The organism is Massilia sp. W12, from assembly GCF_037300705.1.
Lineage (GTDB): Bacteria > Pseudomonadota > Gammaproteobacteria > Burkholderiales > Burkholderiaceae_D > JACPVY01.
This window is the reverse complement of record NZ_CP147776.1, coordinates 5,494,342-5,512,641: the sequence shown is the minus strand read 5'-3', so window position 1 is coordinate 5,512,641 and position 18,300 is coordinate 5,494,342. Positions and strand designations below refer to the sequence as shown.

Below are 18,300 nucleotides of genomic sequence, written 5' to 3'. Positions count from 1 at the left end.
AGATTGCAGATGATATGAGCGCAACATGCTGCGCTCATCAGGCTCAACGTTTGAAGCTGGCCTGCCCGCTCATGCCGGGCAGCAGGCCATCGGTATCGCCCACCACTTCGCCTTCGACTTCAATCGATTGGCTGACCGCATCCACTTTGCCGTTCAGGCGGCGCAATTTGGCCTCATAACTTTTACCGGTTTCATCAATTTGCATCGAAAACGGCGCGCCCGGCTTGATCCATGACAGCCAATTCGAGGGCAGATGCAATTGCGCTTTGAGCTTGCGGTCATTCACAATTTCAATCAAAGGCTGGCCGGTGTTGACGCTTTCATGCGGCTTCACATGCAATTTCGTCACCCGTCCCGAAAAAGGCGCATTGATATGGCACAGCCGCAATTGGGCTTGGTAGAGCTGGATTTGCGCCTTGTATTTTTCCACTGCGGCGGCGGCTTGCTGCACTTCGATTTCGGCCACCGATTGCATAGCTTGCAGCTTGAGCTTGGATTCATAGGTTTGCTGCGCACCCTGGAATTCGGCTTTGGCCATCTTCAAATGCGCATCCTGCTCGTCACAGACAAAACGCAATAAAGGCTGACCGGCTTTGATGCTGGCGCCAAGCTGCACGTTCAGGGTGTCCACCCGGCCGCTCATTTGCGCCGCCAGCGTGCTTTCCTGTTCAGCGGCGATCAAGACGCGGATGCCATCATTTTTGGCCGCCGGCGCGGCTGGCTGCGGCGCGGCTTTGCCTGCGGCGGTGGCCGGGGTGACGGGCGGTTTCACCACCGTTGCGGTTTTTGCACTTTGCGCGGCTGCCGGAAACGCAGCCAGAGACAGGCCAAGGACGAGCCAATATATGTGTTGTTGCATAAACTATCCATCAAAGCCCGCGCCGGGCGGCGCGGGCGGGAACTGGCGAAAATTAAGAACTTGCGGCGGTTTTTTCCGCCTGTGCGGCTTCGGTGCTGCTTTCTTGCAGCAGCTTGGCGATGCGTGCGGCGGCGGATTCGCTGGCGGCCTCACTCAAGACCTGCCAGGCGTTTGGCGCCGCTTCGGCAATCACCGAGCGGAAGGGGAAGCTGGTCTGGCTGCCGTCTGCGCGCTTGACTTGCCACACAATTTCCACTTGCCGCATGCCGCCTTTGGCCTCGCCCACCTGCACCTGCGCGCTGATCTGGGCCACGCCATCTTTGGCCGCGTCTTGCAAATCGGCGCCGTGTTCGGCCAGCCGTTTTTTCAGCATGCCGCCCAGGTCTTGCTTGTGCTGATCCGGCAGCTTGATTTCCGCCACCATGACTTGCGGTTTGAAGGTGCTTTGCTTTAAGGCGAAATTGTTTTCACGCCAGGCCAAGTCAACTTCTTTCAATTGCTCGGCAAAAGCCTGCAAATTGTCGGTTTTGGGCGAATCCGGCAGCAAATCGGCGCCGACCGAGTTGGCGACGCGCGCATACGCGGTTTGCATATTCGCCAGCGCCACATAGCGCTGCATTTCAGACAGCGCGGCTTTGACCTCGGTGCGCAGCAATTCCATTTCCGATTCTGCGCTGGCCTTGGTGGCAGAACGCATATGCTGCTCGATGCGCGCATCGACTTGCGCGCCCATGGCGCTGACTTCGTAATCCGCGCGGGCTTCCTGATAGCGCTGCGCCGATAAGCGCACCTGGGTCAGAACCGCCATCGCCGTGGCTAAGCGGCGCGTATCGTCCACCACCATCTGGCTTTCCTGCGCTTTTTTCATGGCGCCATAGGAGAAGGCGCGCAACAGATTGAACGAGATATTCGCGCTGGCCTCGGTCCAATTGTTTTTGAACAGATATTTATTGCTGTCATGATACGAACCGAAGTTCAGATCCACTCCCGGCAACATGCTGTAGAGCGCCTTGCGCGCCTCCAGCACGGTGATGCGCTTGCGGTAATCCTCTTCGCGCAATTCCGGTCGAGAGACCAGCGCCAATTGATCCAGCGCGTCCAGATCATCCATTGCTTTCATGCTGGCGACGAGTTCATTTTCATTCCCCACGCTGGGGGTGAAATCTGCGCCGGGGCGTAAATTGATCAAGGCCGCCAGCTCGGTTTTCGCCAGAATCAATTCCTGCCGGCGGTTGACGATTTGCTGATGCAAGTCGAGCAAGGCGCGCTGATAGGAGAGTGCTTGCAAGGGCGGCATCATGCGCTGGCTTTCCATGCGCTGGCTGCGCGCCATCGCATCCTTGACTCTGACCTGCAGCGCATTCAGGCGCGGCAAGGCTTGATGCGCACCGTAAGCGCGCCAGAATGCCTGGCGCACATCCTGCGCAATGTTTTGCACCACTTTGCGCTTGCGCTCTTCGCTGATCAAAACTTGCTCGGCTTGCTGCTGGGCGCGCACATAGCTGACGCCAAAGTCCAGAATATTCCAGGCCAGCACCGCATTGCTGGTGTGGCGGCTGCGTTCCTGGGCGCCGGAAAACAGATTGCTTTCCACGCCGGTGTTCAAGTCCACCGAACGCGAACCGGCGTCATTATTGCGTGAGCTGTAGCCGGCGGCCACAGTCAGGCGCGGCAACATATCGTATTTGCTCAAATCCAGCTGCGCGGCGGCCATGCTTTGCTCCATCGAGCGCAGGCGGTAGTCGTAGTTGTATTTGAGCGCACGCGCAAACGCTTCATGCAGCGTTAATTCACCCTTGAGCGGTTCCACATCCTTGAACAGGGTTTGCAGATCCTGGCTGGCGCGCTGCTGTCTTTCCTGCTCGCTGGTCGGCTTGCTGTTGATGGCGCAGGCGCTGAGTAACAACGCCATCATGGGCAGCAGCAGCAGCTTGCCGCCGCTGCGTTGGGTGGTGGTGGTAGCCAACTTGTTCCCCTTCACGTTTCAAATAGCGCGGCGACAGCGGGCGCAGAAATTGCGCCCGGCGACTGCCGCGCCTTACTCGTCGCCAACCCCTCAAACCTGTGCGGTTTGATTGCGCATCTGTTGTACTGCCGCCAGATGACGCAGGGTGTTGGCCCCCTTCAGATCAAAACTTTGTTTTGCATGTGACAACTGTTCTGAGAATTGCGGCGCATGCGGTATTTCCGGCATGCTCGGGCTGGCGGTTTCCGCGCCGCCCTCGGCTGCGCGTCCGAGCGGCAGCGACGCATCCTGCATGCCTTGCGCGCCCTCAGCCAATTGCCCGTGCTGCGGCGGCTCTTCCGGCGCCACATCATCCGCACTGAGCACGCCAAACGGCGCACGCTTGATCGCCAGCAATTGCAGCAAATCGCGCGCGGCCAAGGGCTTGGGCGCGGTCTTGCTGTCCGCCCCGGCGCCATTACGGTTAATCACAAAGGTGGCGCTGGCCTCATTGCCATTGGCGTCGCGCGCCACCACACGGATCTTGATCACGGCAGGCGCATCCGCCGGCGGTTCGCCGCTGAATGTGCCGGAGACCGGATCAAATTTCAGCCATGCCGGCAAAGGCTGATCGGCCCCCGGTCTGTCGCCAGCCAGGGCGGCCTTGAAGATCAGCGGTGAATTGCTGTTGGACAGGAAGGTGTCCTTGGGAATCGTGAACGCGATGTTTTGTCCGGCGTCGGCGCTGATCGTGTTGACTTCGCGATTCACCAGCAAGGTGCGCTCGGCCCCGCCGCTGCTGCTTGCGGCGCCGCTATTCGCCCCGCCCTGAGCCGGGGTGTTGCCGCTAGCCGGGGGCGATGCAGGCCGCGCGCCAGGCTGCGACGTATTGGCGGGCGCGCTGCGTTCACCGGCTGCAGGGGCAGGGGCAGGCGCCGGAGCAGGCCCGGGCGCCGGGGCCGGGGCCGGGGCTGGACTCAGGCTGGTTCCCGACAGCGCATTCGCGCCGCCGCTGTTGCCGATGCCGCCGCTGTTATTCGGCGTGTTGTTGGCGCTGCCGGCCACAGTATTGGTGACTGGCGTATTCGCATTGCTGTTGTTCAAACCGGTCTGGATGCCGCTGTTGCCGCTATTGCCGCCAGAGCTGACCGCTGTTCCCACCGGGGCAGGCGAGGTCTCTGTGCCGCTTTGCGGCGACGGCGCCGGAGCCGGGGCCGGAACCGGGGCTGGCGTTTGCGCATTCAGTCTGGGCGGCGGCGTATGCACTGTCACCTTGAGCGGCTGGCTGGCGCTGCTTTCATTGCCGGCGGCGTCTGTCACGATGGCAGTCAAATTATGGTCGCCGATTGGCAAGCGCAGCACGGTATTCCATTGCCCGCCCGGATTAACTTGCGCAGTACCGATTTCGACCCCGTTTTCAAACAAACGCACAGTGCTGCCCGGTTCGCCCTTGCCGCGCACATCCGCCTTGGCCGAATTGCCATTGCCGCTGCTGTCGCCGGGCAGAATATTCGCCACCATTTCGGTGGGCGCCGGGTTGCTGCGGTCAATCACCACCTCGCTGACGGCAGACGATGGGCTGACATTACCCAGCGCATCAGTGCTGGTGACGCTGATCAAATGACGCCCTTCGCTGAGCGGAACCGGGTTGCTGACCCAAACCCCGTCTTTGCCTGCAGTGGCGGTGGCGATTTGTTTGGCGCCATCAAAAATCGTGACCGTGCTGCCCGGTTCGGCGCTACCGGTCAGCACTGGATTGGCGACATTGGTAACCCCATCTTTATTGGAAATACCGCTGTCGGTGGCGGGCGTCAGGCTGACTGTCCCTGGCGTGGCCGGAATTGCGGTGTCCACCTTGAGGCGCAATTCCTGGGCCTGGCTGGGATTGCCTGCCGCGTCCGTGAAACTGGCGGCGGCCATGCTGATAACGCCATCCGCCGTGCTGTTGGCCGAGGGAGTAAAGCTGAAGGTGTACACCTGACCGCTGCCGCCAAATCCGCTGATCGCCCCGCCGCTGACTTTCAGCAGATCCGCCGTCAAGACCTTGGATGGAACTTCGCTCAAGGTCAGCGTGACCATCGTGCTTTCGCCGTTTTTGAGCTGGCTCAATACGCTGCTGAATTTGACGCCCGGCGCCAGGGTATCGACTTGCAGACCGACTTGCGTGCTGAGTTCTGAGACATTGCCCAAAGCATCCGCCAGTTTGCCGGAAATAATGCTGACGCTGGCGGCCCCGTTCGCATCCGGCAGCGGCGTGAAATCGACTGTGTAAGTTGTGCCGGAACCTTGGAAATTGGACAATTTGCCGCCGTCCGCACTCAAGCTGTCGAGATTGAAACCGGCTGCGATTTCATCCAGGGTGATGGTGATGACAGCAGTTTGGTTTGCCCCCAGCAGCGCTTTGTCGCTGCTCATTTTGGCGTTCGGCGCCACGGTATCGACCAGCAGCGTAACGCTGCCGGCTTCATTCATATTGCCTTGCGCGTCGCTGAAGCTGCCTGCCGCCACACTGACTTCGGTTTTGCCGTCCATGCCTTTGTCAGGGGTGAAGGTGGCGCTGTAGTCCGTGCCGCTGCCGCTGAAATTGGACAGTACGCCATTTTTCACCTGGATATCGTCGAAGGTGAAGTTTTTACTGGCTTCGCTTAATTTGAAATGCAGCGTGCCGCCCGCCGGGCCGATTTTCGCCAGATCGCTGCTGATCGTGATCGCCGGTTTGATGGTATCGACACCGACTTGCAGCGAATTTGCCGCCAGATTGCCATTTCCCGCCACATCTTTAAATGCGTTGGCGCTGATGGTCAAGGTAGCGGAGCCGGCAAAATCGGCCGCCGGCGTAAAGGTCGCGCTATAGCTCTTGCCGCTGCCGCTCAAATTGCTCAGGCTGCCGCCGTTGACGTTGATGGCGCTCAATGAGAAATCGTTGCTGGCTTCACTCAGGGTGAAGGTGATGACGGCGGTTTCCCCCATGCCTACCGAGCTGACGCTGCTGCTCATACTGATTTGCGGGGCAATCGTGTCAATGCTGTAGTTTTTCGAGTCCAGCGTGCCGCTGCCGGCATTGCCGGCGGCGTCATTCACCCCGCTCAAATCCAGGGTCATGAGATTGCTGGCGTCTTCCACACTGCTGGCCGGCGTGAATTCTGCGCTCCAGGTCAAGCCGCCATCCTTGCTGCTGAGATTCGAGAGCGCGCCATTTTCCACCTTCACATCGGCAGTCGTGAAGTCGCTCACGATCTCACTGAAGGTGAAGGTGACGGTGGCTTTTTCGCCCAGAATCAGCGCCTCGTCCGAGAGCGTAATGGTGGCAGTCGGGCGCTTGCTGTCGATGGCGTAATTATTCGAGTCTGTTGTGCCGCTGCCCGCATTGCCATAAGCATCCGCCACGCCGCTATTGTCCAGCGTGATCACATTCGTCGCGTCTTCGAGATTGCTGCTTGGCGTGAAGGTGGCGCTCCAGGTCACCCCGCCATCACTGCTGGAGACGGATGACAACGTGCCGTTGGCCACCGTCAAATCCGCATTCGTCAAGCCGCTTACCGCTTCGCTGAAGGTGATGGTGACTTTGGCCGTGTCGCCAATCTTCAGCGCGGTATCATCCAGCGTGATGGTGGCGGTCGGGCGCTTGCTGTCAATGGTGTAGTTGCCGGAATCGGTCGTCCCTGTGCCGGCATTGCCGGCGGCGTCCACCACACCGCTATTGTCCAGCGTGATCACATTGGTCGCGTCTTCGATATCGCTGTCCGGCGTCAAGGTGGCGCTCCAGGTGATCCCGCCATCGCTGCTGGAAATGCCGGACAGCTTGCCATTGGCGACGCTGAAGTCTGCCGCATCCAAGCCGCTCACCGCCTCACTGAAGGTGATCGTCACTTTCGAGGTTTCGCCCAGCGCCAGCTTGCTGTCGCTCAAGGCAATGCTGGCGGTCGGGCGTTTGCTGTCGATGGCGTAATTATTCGAGTCCGTTGTACCGCTGCCCGCGTTGCCGGCCAGATCCGCCACGCCGCTATTATCCAGCGTGATCACATTGGTCGCGTCTTCGATATTGCTGTCCGGCGTGAAGGTGGCGCTCCAAGTCACCCCGCCATCACTGCTGGAGACAGATGACAGCGTGCCATTCGCAATCGTCAAATCCGCATTCGTCAACCCTGTCACCGCTTCGCTGAAGGTGAGCGTGACTTTGGCTGTATCGCCGGCTTTCAGCGCGGTATCGTCCAACGTAATGGTGGCCGTCGGGCGCTTGCTGTCGATGGCGTAATTATTCGAGTCCGTTGTGCCGCTGCCCGCATTGCCATAGGCGTCCGCCACGCCGCTATTGTCCAGCGTGATCAGATTCGTCGCGTCTTCGATATTGCTGCTTGGTGTGAAGGTGGCGCTCCAGGTCGTGCCGCCATCGCTGCTGGAGACGGATGACAACGTGCCATTCGCAATCGTCAAATCCGCATTCGTCAAGCCGCTTACCGCTTCGCTGAAGGTGATGGTGACTTTGGCTGTGTCGCCAATCTTCAGCGCGGTATCGTCCAGCGTGATGGTGGCGGTCGGGCGCTTGCTGTCAATGGTGTAATTGCCGGAATCGGTCGTTCCTGTGCCAGCGTTGCCGGCGGCGTCCACCACACCGCTATTGTCCAGTGTGATCACATTGGTCGCGTCTTCGATATCGCTGTCCGGCGTGAAAGTGGCGCTCCAAGTCACCCCGCCATCGCTGGAAGAAACCGCAGACAGCGTGCCATTCGCAATCGTCAAATCGGCATTGGTGAAGCCGCTCACCGCTTCGCTGAAGGTGATCGTGACTTTCGAGGTTTCGCCCAGCGCCAGCTTGCTGTCGCTTAAGGCAATGCTGGCGGTCGGGCGTTTGCTGTCGATGGCGTAATTATTCGAGTCCGTTGTACCGCTGCCCGCGTTGCCGGCCAGATCCGCTACGCCTGTGTTATCCAGCGTGATCACATTGGTCGCGTCTTCGATATTGCTGTCCGGCGTGAAGGTGGCGCTCCAGGTGACGCCGCCATCACTGCTGGAGACAGATGACAGCGTGCCATTCGCAATCGTCAAATCCGCATTCGTCAACCCTGTCACCGCTTCGCTGAAGGTGAGCGTGACTTTGGCTGTATCGCCGGCTTTCAGCGCGGTATCGTCCAGCGTAATGGTGGCCGTCGGGCGCTTGCTGTCGATGGCGTAATTATTCGAGTCTGTTGTGCCGCTGCCCGCATTGCCATAGGCGTCCGCCACACCGCTATTGTCCAGCGTGATCAGATTCGTCGCGTCTTCGATATTGCTGCTTGGCGTGAAGGTGGCGCTCCAGGTGACACCGCCATCGCTGCTGGAGACGGATGACAACGTGCCATTCGCAATCGTCAAATCCGCATTCGTCAAGCCGCTTACCGCTTCGCTGAAGGTGATCGTGACTTTGGCTGTGTCGCCAATCTTCAGCGCGGTATCGTCCAACGTAATGGTGGCGGTCGGGCGCTTGCTGTCAATGGTGTAATTGCCGGAATCGGTCGTTCCTGTGCCGGCGTTGCCGGCGGCGTCCACCACACCGGTATTGTCCAGTGTGATCACATTGGTCGCGTCTTCGATATCGCTGTCCGGCGTGAAAGTGGCGCTCCAAGTCACCCCGCCATCACTGGAAGAAACCGCAGACAATGTGCCATTCTCAATCGTCAAATCGGCATTGGTGAAGCCGCTCACCGCTTCGCTGAAGGTGATCGTGACTTTCGAGGTTTCGCCCAGCGCCAGCTTGCTATCAGCGAAGCTGATGCTGGCGGTCGGGCGTTTGCTGTCGATGGCGTAATTATTCGAGTCCGTCGTGCCGCTGCCCGCGTTGCCGGCCAGATCCGTCACGCCGCTATTATCCAGCGTGATTACATTCGTCGCGTCTTCGAGATTGCTGTCCGGCGTGAAGGTGGCGCTCCAGGTGACGCCGCCATCACTGCTGGAGACAGATGACAGCGTGCCATTCGCAATCGTCAAATCCGCATTCGTCAACCCTGTCACCGCTTCGCTGAAGGTGAGCGTGACTTTGGCTGTGTCGCCGGCTTTCAGCGCGGTATCGTCCAGCGTGATGGTGGCAGTCGGGCGCTTGCTGTCGATGGCGTAATTATTCGAGTCCGTTGTGCCGCTGCCCGCATTGCCATAGGCGTCCGCCACGCCGCTATTGTCCAGCGTGATCAGATTCGTCGCGTCTTCGATATTGCTGTCCGGGGTGAAGGTGGCGCTCCAGGTGACACCGCCATCACTGCTGGAGACAGATGTCAACGTGCCATTCGCAATCGTCAAATCCGCATTCGTCAAGCCGCTTACCGCTTCGCTGAAGGTGATCGTGACTTTGGCTGTGTCGCCGGCTTTCAGCGCGGTATCGTCCAGCGTAATGGTGGCGGTCGGGCGCTTGCTGTCAATGGTGTAGTTGCCGGAATCGGTCGTCCCTGTGCCGGCATTGCCGGCGGCGTCCACCACACCGCTATTGTCCAGTGTGATCACATTGGTCGCGTCTTCGATATCGCTGTCCGGCGTGAAGGTGGCGCTCCAGGTCACGCCGCCATCGCTGCTGGAGACCGAAGACAGCGTGCCATTGTCGATGGTCAAATCGGCATTGGTGAAACCGGACACCGCTTCGCTGAAGGTGATGGTCACCTTGCTGGTTTCGCCAATCGACAGCTTGCTGTCAGCCAGGGTAATGCTGGCGGTCGGGCGTTTGCTGTCAATCGCGTAATTATTCGAGTCGGTCGAGCCGCTGCCGGCGTTGCCGGCCAAGTCCGCCACCCCGGTGTTATCCAGCGTGATGACATTGCTCGTATCTTCAATATTGCTGCTTGGCGTGAAGGTGGCGGTCCAGGTGATGCCGCCATCGCTGCTGGAGACAGATGACAGCGTGCCATTCGCAATCGTCAAATCGGCATTGGTGAAGCCGGTCACCGCTTCGCTGAAAGTGATCGTGACCTTGGCGGTGTCGCCGGTTTTCAGTGCGGTATCGTCCAGCGTAATAGTGGCAGTCGGGCGCTTGGTGTCGATTTTGTAATTACTGGAATCGCTCGTGCCCGTGCCGGCATTGCCAAACGCATCCGCAACCCCGCTTTGATCCAGGGTAATGACGTTGGCGGCGTCTTCGATATCGCTGTCCGGCGTGAAAGTGGCGGTCCAGGTCGTGCCGCCATCGCTGCTGGAGACGGAAGACAGCGTGCCATTGGCAATCGTCAGATCCGCATTGGTGAAGCCGGTCACCGCTTCATTGAATGTAATGGTGACGGTGGCGGTATCGCCGATTTTCAGGTTGCTGTCGCTCAGGCTGATGGTGGCGGACGGCGTTTCCTGATCAATCTCGTAATTAGGCGAATCAGTCGTGCCGGAACCGGCGTTGCCAGCGTCATCTTTCACCCCGGTGTTATCCACCGTGATTACATTGGTGGCCGAAGTGACGTTCTTATCCGGCGTGAAGGTGGCGGTCCAGGTGACGCCGCCATCTGCAGTACTCAAATTCGACAGCACGCCATTGTCGGCCAGCACATCGGCGGTGGTGAAGCCGCTCACCGCCTCGCTGAAGGTAAAGGTGACGGTGGCGGTTTCGCCGGCCCCCAGTTTGCTGTCATTCATGGTGATGACGACGGTCGGGCCTTTGGTGTCGATAGTGTAGTTACCCGAATCGGCAGTGCCTTTGCCGGCATTGCCAAACGAGTCTGCCAGACCGGTCATATCGAGCGTGATCAGATTGCTGCTGTCTTCCACATTCGCTTTGGGAGTGAACGTTGCGGTCCAGGTGGTGCCGCCATCTGCTGACGAAACTGCGGACATTGTGCCGTTGTCGATCAGCAAGTCCGCATTCGTGAAGCCGGACACCGCTTCCGAGAAGGTGAAGGTGACGGTGGAGGTGTCGCCTGTCTTCAAGCTGCTGTCGCTCATACTGATGTTGACGGTCGGGCGCTTGGTGTCGATTTTGTAATTCGGCGAATTGGTCGTGCCGCTGCCAGCGTTGCCGGCCAGATCGGTGATGGTCGATTTATCCACCGAAATCACATTCACGGCATCGGTGATGTCGGCGGTCGGGGTGAACGTACCGCTCCAGGTCAAGCCGCCGTCAGACGAGGAAACGGTGGACAGCGTGCCGTTTTCAACCGTGATATCGCTGTTGTCAAAATTACCCACCTTTTCCGAGAAGGTGAACGTGACTTTGGCGGTGCTTTCCGCTTTCAGGCTGCTGGTGTCGAGCTTGACCGAGACACTGGACAGTGCATCCGGATCATAAATGTAATCGTGGCTGTCAACCGTGCCGCTGTTGCCGGCTTCATCAATCACCCGCACTTTCATCGTATCGGAAGCGGTCAGGGTTTGGCCTGTCAGACTGAAGGTGTTTTTGCCCACGGTCGCGCTGGCGTCCTGCCAGGTAGCGCCGTTATCCAGCGAGATTTGCACTTTTTCACCGGAAGCCAGATTGCTGGCCAGCGTGCCGGAAATATCCTGCGCGGCGGTATTGGTGATGAAGTCGCTGGAAGACACCCCGGTGTCCGCCGAGAAGGCGACTGAGGCGATGGTATTGGTCGGCGCCGTGGTGTCCAACACATACGCTTGCGATTTCACCGTGCCGGCATTGCCGGCGGTATCCACCACGCGCACTTTCAGCGTATCCGAGGCGCTCAGGGTTTGCCCGGTCAGGCTGAAGGTGTTTTTGCCAACTGTGGCGGAAGCATCGGCCCAGGTCGCGCCATTATCCAATGAAACTTGCACAGTTTCGCCCGAAGCCAGATTGGCCGACAGCGTGCCGGAAATGTCTTGCGCGGCGGTATTCGTGATGAAATCGGTGGACGAGGCGCCGGTATCCGCCGAAAAAGCCACGGTCGAAACCGTGGTGGTCGGCGCGGTGGTATCGAGTTCATAGGCTTGCGATTTCACCGTGCCGGCATTGCCTGCGGTGTCCACCACGCGCACTTTCAGGGTGTCCGAGCCGGTCAGGGTCTGGCCGGTCAGGCTGTAAGTGTTTTTACCCACGGTGGCGGAAGCGTCAATCCAGGTCGAACCATTATCCAGCGAGATTTGCACGGTTTCGCCGGAGGCCAGATTGGCCGACAGCGTGCCGGAGATATCCTGGCTGGCGGCAGAGGTGATGAAATCGCTGCTGGAAGAGCCGGTGTCATCCGAAAACGCCACCGTCGATACCGTGGTGGCCGGCGCGGTGGTGTCGAGTTCATACGCTTGCGATTTCACCGTGCCGGCATTGCCAGCCGTATCCACCACCCGCACTTTCAGGGTGTCGCTGCCGCTCAGAGTTTGCCCGCTCAGGCTGAAGGTGTTTTGACCCACCGTGGCGGAAGCGTCAGCCCAGGTGGCGCCATTGTCCAGCGAGATTTGTACGGTTTCGCCGGACGCCAGATTGGCCGACAGCGTGCCGGAAATCGTCTGCGCTGCAGTCTTGGTGATGAAATCGGTGCTGGAAGCGCCGGTGTCCGCCGAAAACGCCACGGTGGAAATAGTGGTGCTAGGGGCCGTAGTGTCTATCGTCACCGACAGGGTGCTGGAGGCGCTGCTGACATTACCGGCTGCATCGGTGGCTTTTACACTGACCGTGTGCGCCCCCTCGCTCAGCGTGGAAGAGGTGATGCTCCAATTGCCGCTGCCGTCCGCCGTGGTTGTGCCGAGCACCGTTACGCCGTCGGTGTCATACAGGGTGACGGTGGCGTTGGCTTCCGCCGTGCCGGAGAAAGTCGGCGTATCGTCCGACGTATTATCGTCCGTGCTGGAAGAACCGGAATCGCTGCCGGCATCCAGATCCGGGGTTGACGGGGCCGAAGGCGCACTGCTGTCTATCGTATAAGCCTGTGATTTTGCTGTGCCGGTATTGCCGGCCGCGTCCACCACCCGCACTTTCATGGTGTCTGTGCCGGACAGGGTTTGCTTGCTCAGCGTGAAGGTGTTTTGGCCAACCGTGGCGGAGGCGTCGATCCAGGTCGAACCATTGTCAACCGAGATTTGCACGGTTTCATTCGCCGCCAGGTTCGCCGACAGCGTGCCGGAAATATCCTGCTTGGCGGTGCTGGTGACGAAGTCGCTGCTGGAGGAACCGGTGTCATCCGAGAACGCCAACGTGGACACGGTGGTGGAGGGCGCCGTGGTGTCGATGGTTACGCTCAAGCTGCTCGACGCGCTGCTGTAATTGCCGACCGCATCTTTGGCTTTCACTGTCAAGGTATGGCTGCCATCGCTCATGCTGGAAGCGGTGATGCTCCAATTGCCGCTGCCGTCGGCGGTCGCGCTGCCCAATACGGTTGCGCCATCGGTGTCATACAGATACACGGTGGTGTTGGCGTCCGCCGTGCCGGAGAAAGTCGGCGTATTGTCGCTGGTGTAATCGTCGCTGCTGGATGTGCCGCTATCGCTGCCGGAATCCAGATCCGGGGCTGCCGGCGTGGCTGGCGCGGTGGTGTCGATCACCAGCGCCGAAGAGCCGCCCAGCGAATTGCTGGTTCCGGTGCCGGGCAGGGTCAAATCAGCGGTCGAACCATTCGCCACCGAGACAATCGTGCCGCTGTTCAAATCAAAGGATGCGGTGTCGAAATACTGCAAATCGCTGCTGGTGTCGCCGGCTTGCACCACGTAGGAAAAGATTAAATCAGCACTGCCTGTGCCGGACACATAGGTCGCATATTGGTCAGTCGTGCCGGTTTCCAGCAAAATGCGTGGCGTGCCGCCGGAGTCGTCCACCACCACCGCCTGGTCAAAGCTGACTTTAAAGGTGACCGTATCGCCCGCTTTATAGCTGCCGTCGCCGGAGGTTTGGATCACTTTCGACACGGTGGGCGAAGGCGTGGTCACGGTCAGCGCATTGGTGGTGTCGGCGACGGTGGCGATCTGGCCATTCCAATTCAAGGCAGCGCTTAAATTGTAAGTCGTGTTATCGCTCGCCTTGGTTCCATCTTTGTCCAGCAAAGCGGCCAGCCCCGACTGATCGGTGCTGTTCAAGGTCACAGCAAACGAGGTGGCGGAAGTGACATCGACATCGGTCGAAGTCAGGGTGTAAGTCTTGCCGCCAGCGCCGGTTAAAGTCAGATAGGAAATTTTAACGTCGTTGTCGCTGCCGGAAAACGCCACCAAATCAGAACCGGTCACGGTCAGCACATGGCTGATGGTGTTGAAAGTGGCCGAGGTGACTGCAGGCGAGGCGGCGTCATCCACATTCACCGAGTTGGTCAGCGCCGGGGTCGAGACATATTTGTCCGGCGCACTCGTAAAGCTGGTGTTCCAGCCGGAAGCGGCATTCAAATTGAAGTCATAGCCATCAATCGAGGTCGTGCCGGCGTTATTTAAAATGCCATTGATAAACAGCTGGTCAGTGGCGTTCAGCACAATCGAAAACTGGGTGGTGCTGTCCACTGTGACGGTGGACGGGTTATACGCCGTGGTCAGGGTGTAGCTTTCCACCACGGTGCTGCCATTCAGCACTTGCAAAGTAATTTTGGTCGGGTCAATCGTGTCGGAGCTGGTATTCAGATTCGTGCCAGTCACCGTCAGGGTGCCGGCGGCAATCGGCCCGCTGCCGTGCGCGGTGTAATTCGCGCTGGAAATGGTGGCGATGCCGGACACGGTGATGGCTTTGCCTGTGATGCTGGAAGTGAGGGTGCCGGCGATACCGGCATCCCAGCCTTCAGCCAGATCCAATTGATACGTTGTGCCGGTAAACGATGTTGTGCCGTTTTTATTCAGGATCTGCTGAATGCCGGCCTGATCGGTGGCGGATAAAGTCAGTGAAAACTCGGTGCCGCTGGTCAACTCCACATCCGAGGTGTCGGTCAGGGTGTAAGTGCCGCCTTCGCCGGTGAAAGTCAGCATGGAGGCGTCGATATCATTGCCGGAAGACAGCGCTAAAAAATCTGTCCCGGTGACTTTCAAGACCCCGGTGCGTTCGTTATAGGCGACGCTGCTGACGGCTGGCGCGGTGGTCACGACGGTGATGCTGAGCGCACCGGAAGCGCTGCTGACATTGCCCGCCACGTCGGTGCTCTTCAAAGTCAGTGAATGCACGCCATGCGTCATGCTGCTGGTGGTGATGCTCCATTTGCCGGAGCCGTTGACCGTGGCGGAACCAAGCGATGTGCTGCCATCGGTGTCATACAAATTGACGGTAGCGCCGACCTCGCCAGTGCCATTAAAAGTTGGCGTGTTGTCGCCGGTGATATTGTCGTTGTTTGCATCGCCGGTATCGGTGCCGGTGGTCAGATCCGGTGTATTCAGCGTGGTTGGCGCCGTCAGGTCAATCGTCACCGACAGGCTGGATGAGGCCGAACTGACATTGCCGGCGGTATCGCTGGCTTTGGCGGTCAGCGTGTGGCTGCCTTCGCTCATGGTGGAAGCGGTAATGCTCCAATTGCCGCTGCCGTCAGCGGTCGCGGTGCCGAGCGAAGTGCTGCCATCGGTGTCATACAGGGTCACGCTGGCCCCGGCTTCCGCCGTGCCGGTGAAGGTCGGCGTACTGTCATTCGTGATGTTGTCTGTGCTGGAGCTGCCGCTGTCAGTGCCGGCAGTCATATCCGGCGCGGAAATGGAGGGTGCGCTCTGATCCAGCACATAGGCTTGCGACAAGGCCGTGCCGCTGCCGCCGGAATTGGCCACCCGCACTTTCAGCGTGTCGCTGCTGCTCAAAGTGGCGGCGGTGCTCCAGGCTGAAGAGCCGGTGGTATAGGTGTCAGCATCGTTCCAGGTGCTGCCATTGTCCAGCGAGAATTCCACCTTTTCACCGGAAGCCAGATTGGCGGACAGCGTGCCGGAAATGGTTTGACTCGCGGTATTGGTGATGAAATCGGTGCTGGATGTGCCGGTATCGGCGGAAAAGGAGACCGTGCTCACCGTGGTGGTGGGGGCCGGGGCATAGGTGGTGCTGGTCGTGCCGCCATCGGTGGTGCTGATTTTGCTGGTGGCCGTACCATCCGTGCCTGCAGTATTGCCGGTGCCACCGGTTGTGCCGCCCTTGCCTGCTCCGCCCGCATTTGTAGTGGACATGGTGGCGTATGTGGCCGCGTCCATATTCACGGTGCCGCCCTTATTCCACAGTGCGCCAATGCCAGCCCCACCGGCGCCGCCATCGCCGGAAGTGGAGTAATTCTTGGCGCCGCCGCCGCCGCCGCCACCGCCCACGCCAAGATTATTAGTAATGGAGCTGCCAGTAATAGTCAGGGTACCGCTGTTATAAATGCCGCCAGCCGCATTGCCACCCGCACCGCCATCGAAATAGCCGCCGCTGCCACCGCCACCGCCGCCTATCGAGAGTGAACCGTTGCTCGCGGTACCGCCATTACCGCCTTGAGTATAGCCATCACCTGCCACGGCAGCACCACCTCCCAAGCCACCCGTGGTCGAGCCACCGTAACCACCGCGTTGGCCACCGTTGGTACCGCCACCGTTACCGCCAGTTCCAGCCGCAGGTGCGGTTGGGGCGGCAGAGTAGCGCCCTGTGCCACCAGTGCCGCCCAATCCTGTCGAATACCCGCCACCGCCACCCCCGCCACCGCTTTGAGAGAAAGAGCCGCCTGCGCCGCCCCCACCTGATGCAAAATTCTTGGTGATAGTCGAGTTGACGATGGTAAGCGTGCCAGCATTGAAAATCCCTGCCCCCAAGGCGTCAGTACCGTCCCCGCCAGCCTTGCCGGAATCATTGCTGCCGCCGGCGCCCGCCACCAGCCCCTTTGTAATCGTCAAACCATCAAACTTGACTGTGCCGGACGAAACATTGAAGACTCGTGAATTGTAGCCACCACTAATGGTCACATCACCCGTGCCATCATCATCCAGATCGCCATCAATAGTTAGATTCTGGGAGATCGTCAATTGCCCCGTGCTCAGGGTAACTGTCATGCCGGTTTGAAATGTGATCGTATCGCCGGAGGCGGCGGCAGCGATTTGCGCACGCAAGCTGCCAGCCCCGGAGTCAGCATTGGTGGTGACCGTCAGTGTCGCCAAATCGGATTGAAAGTTTGTCAGGGCCGCCGGGGAGAACGGATTGTCCGCCTCAATTGCGCCACGCCGCACTTCCAAATTCCAATCGCCGCCAGCGCCGGTGCGATTCGATGAGGCCGCCACATCGGCCCCGGTCAGGGCCGCCAGGGTGTCCACAAAGGCAAGGCCGGCTTCACCGCGCCCTGTATTGCAGGAATACAGCAAAATATCGCCGCCGCTATTCAAACTTTGGCCGATTTTGCCAAGCAGCGTGCGGTTATTTTCCAGCGCCGCTTGATTCAGATAGGTGGAACCCAGCCACACATCGCCTTCCCAACCGTGTCCCAGAATCTGGATGCTGTCAACCTTATTATGTTGCGCCAGATAATCTGCGATTTGCTGCAGGCCGTTTTGCTGCGCGTTCAGGACCACCACATCGACCCCGTTGGCGATGCCGGGCAACAGGTTGCGCCAGTCTTTTACCTTGGCATCGACAAACACCACTTGCTGACGTGTTTGCGCTTCAGCCGCAGTGCGCGCCGCCAATTCCGCTGCAGGACGTTCCGCCAAAGCCCGGGTCAGCACATCGCCATTCCCGTGATGATCGACGATGTTGGATGCCGCTGCACCGTCGAACACCACGCGGGATTCCAGCGCCAGCATATTTTTACGCGGGCGGAAGCCCGGGCGTTTTGTTTGTGATGCTTTCATGACGGATTCCTTTCCTGCGGAACTTGTGCGGTCACGACGTTTGCCGCACTCCCGGAGATATCTTTCCAAAAAGATAATTTTGAATATTGTTCAAACAAATCCGGCGGCAAAATTGTGGCGCGGGATTGAGCTGTTACTTGGGGACGGACTTTATGCAAGCCGCGAACGCCCAGCGGAACATCGAATTCCGGCGCATCGTATTCGATATGATTGAAGTCATGATCGAATTCGGGTTCTTGCAAAAAGGAATAAATCAGAGAAAGCACTTTGCCAGGAGCGTTTACCAGCAGGTCGTAATCAACCACCAGCAAAGACTCCGCATGTTCACCGTAAAATGCCTCTTTCAATGAAGCCCAGGCAAAACCGACCAGGCGGTTGCGTTGCGCCAGTGTATCCACCCGGCTGTACACAGTATTGCGCTCGACATCGTCAACAAACAGCTTGGTCAGCTCATATGGATCGGCGCGCCAGCGGCGCTCAAGGCTGTCCATGATCCAGGCCACGTTGCGCACGCAGGCGATCACTTTTGCCTGGGGAAACTGATCTTTGATAAAAGCCATCTTGGAGCACCACATGCGGTTGGTGTCAAAGATAATTTCTTTATCCTGAAGGTCTTCGTAGTAAGCGTGGAACAAGGCGCGCACCAGGCGCCGCCGCTGTTCCTGTGTGATGACAGGGCCGAATTCACTGCCTGCGGCGAATTGGTGCAGCATGGTCGAATACAGATTGCCGACCGGACTCATCATACCTGCGTGAAAGCGTGGATTTTGTCGCAAGATTGCAGCAAGCAGGGTTGAGCCGGAGCGCGGCAAACCCGAAATGAAGTGAAACGTTTGGCGCAACTCAGACATGTGGAATCCGCTTGCTGTTCAAAGAATTT

Annotated in this window: 4 protein-coding genes; all 4 read right to left on the bottom strand. The window is 59.2% G+C overall.

Annotated features, from left to right (window positions below; translation table 11 throughout):
• Positions 1–43: 43 nt before the first annotated feature.
• The 4 genes from V8J88_RS22640 to V8J88_RS22625 all read right to left on the bottom strand — a co-directional run bounded on the left by V8J88_RS22640 (position 44) and on the right by V8J88_RS22625 (position 18,271).
• Positions 44–859, bottom strand: coding sequence for an efflux RND transporter periplasmic adaptor subunit (locus V8J88_RS22640; RefSeq protein WP_338846531.1), 816 nt, complete (start codon positions 857–859; stop codon positions 44–46).
• Between the two features lie 52 nt (positions 860–911).
• On the bottom strand, positions 912–2,825 hold the full coding sequence (locus V8J88_RS22635; RefSeq protein ID WP_338846530.1) for a TolC family protein: 1,914 nt from the start codon (positions 2,823–2,825) through the stop codon (positions 912–914).
• Between the two features lie 90 nt (positions 2,826–2,915).
• On the bottom strand, positions 2,916–17,420 hold the full coding sequence (locus tag V8J88_RS22630) for an Ig-like domain-containing protein (protein WP_338846529.1): 14,505 nt from the start codon (positions 17,418–17,420) through the stop codon (positions 2,916–2,918).
• A complete protein-coding gene (locus tag V8J88_RS22625; RefSeq protein ID WP_338846528.1) occupies positions 17,417–18,271 on the bottom strand; it encodes a sulfotransferase in 855 nt (284 codons plus the stop codon). Before V8J88_RS22625 ends, V8J88_RS22630 begins: the two co-directional genes overlap by 4 nt.
• Positions 18,272–18,300: the final 29 nt, after the last annotated feature.

Excerpts from the sequence above, each read along its gene's own strand:
- V8J88_RS22640 (WP_338846531.1), bottom strand. The coding sequence starts at position 859 with ATGCAACAACACATATATTGGCTCGTCCTTGGCCTGTCTCTGGCTGCG.
- V8J88_RS22630 (WP_338846529.1), bottom strand. The coding sequence starts at position 17,420 with ATGAAAGCATCACAAACAAAACGCCCGGGCTTCCGCCCGCGTAAAAAT.
- V8J88_RS22625 (WP_338846528.1), bottom strand. The coding sequence starts at position 18,271 with ATGTCTGAGTTGCGCCAAACGTTTCACTTCATTTCGGGTTTGCCGCGC.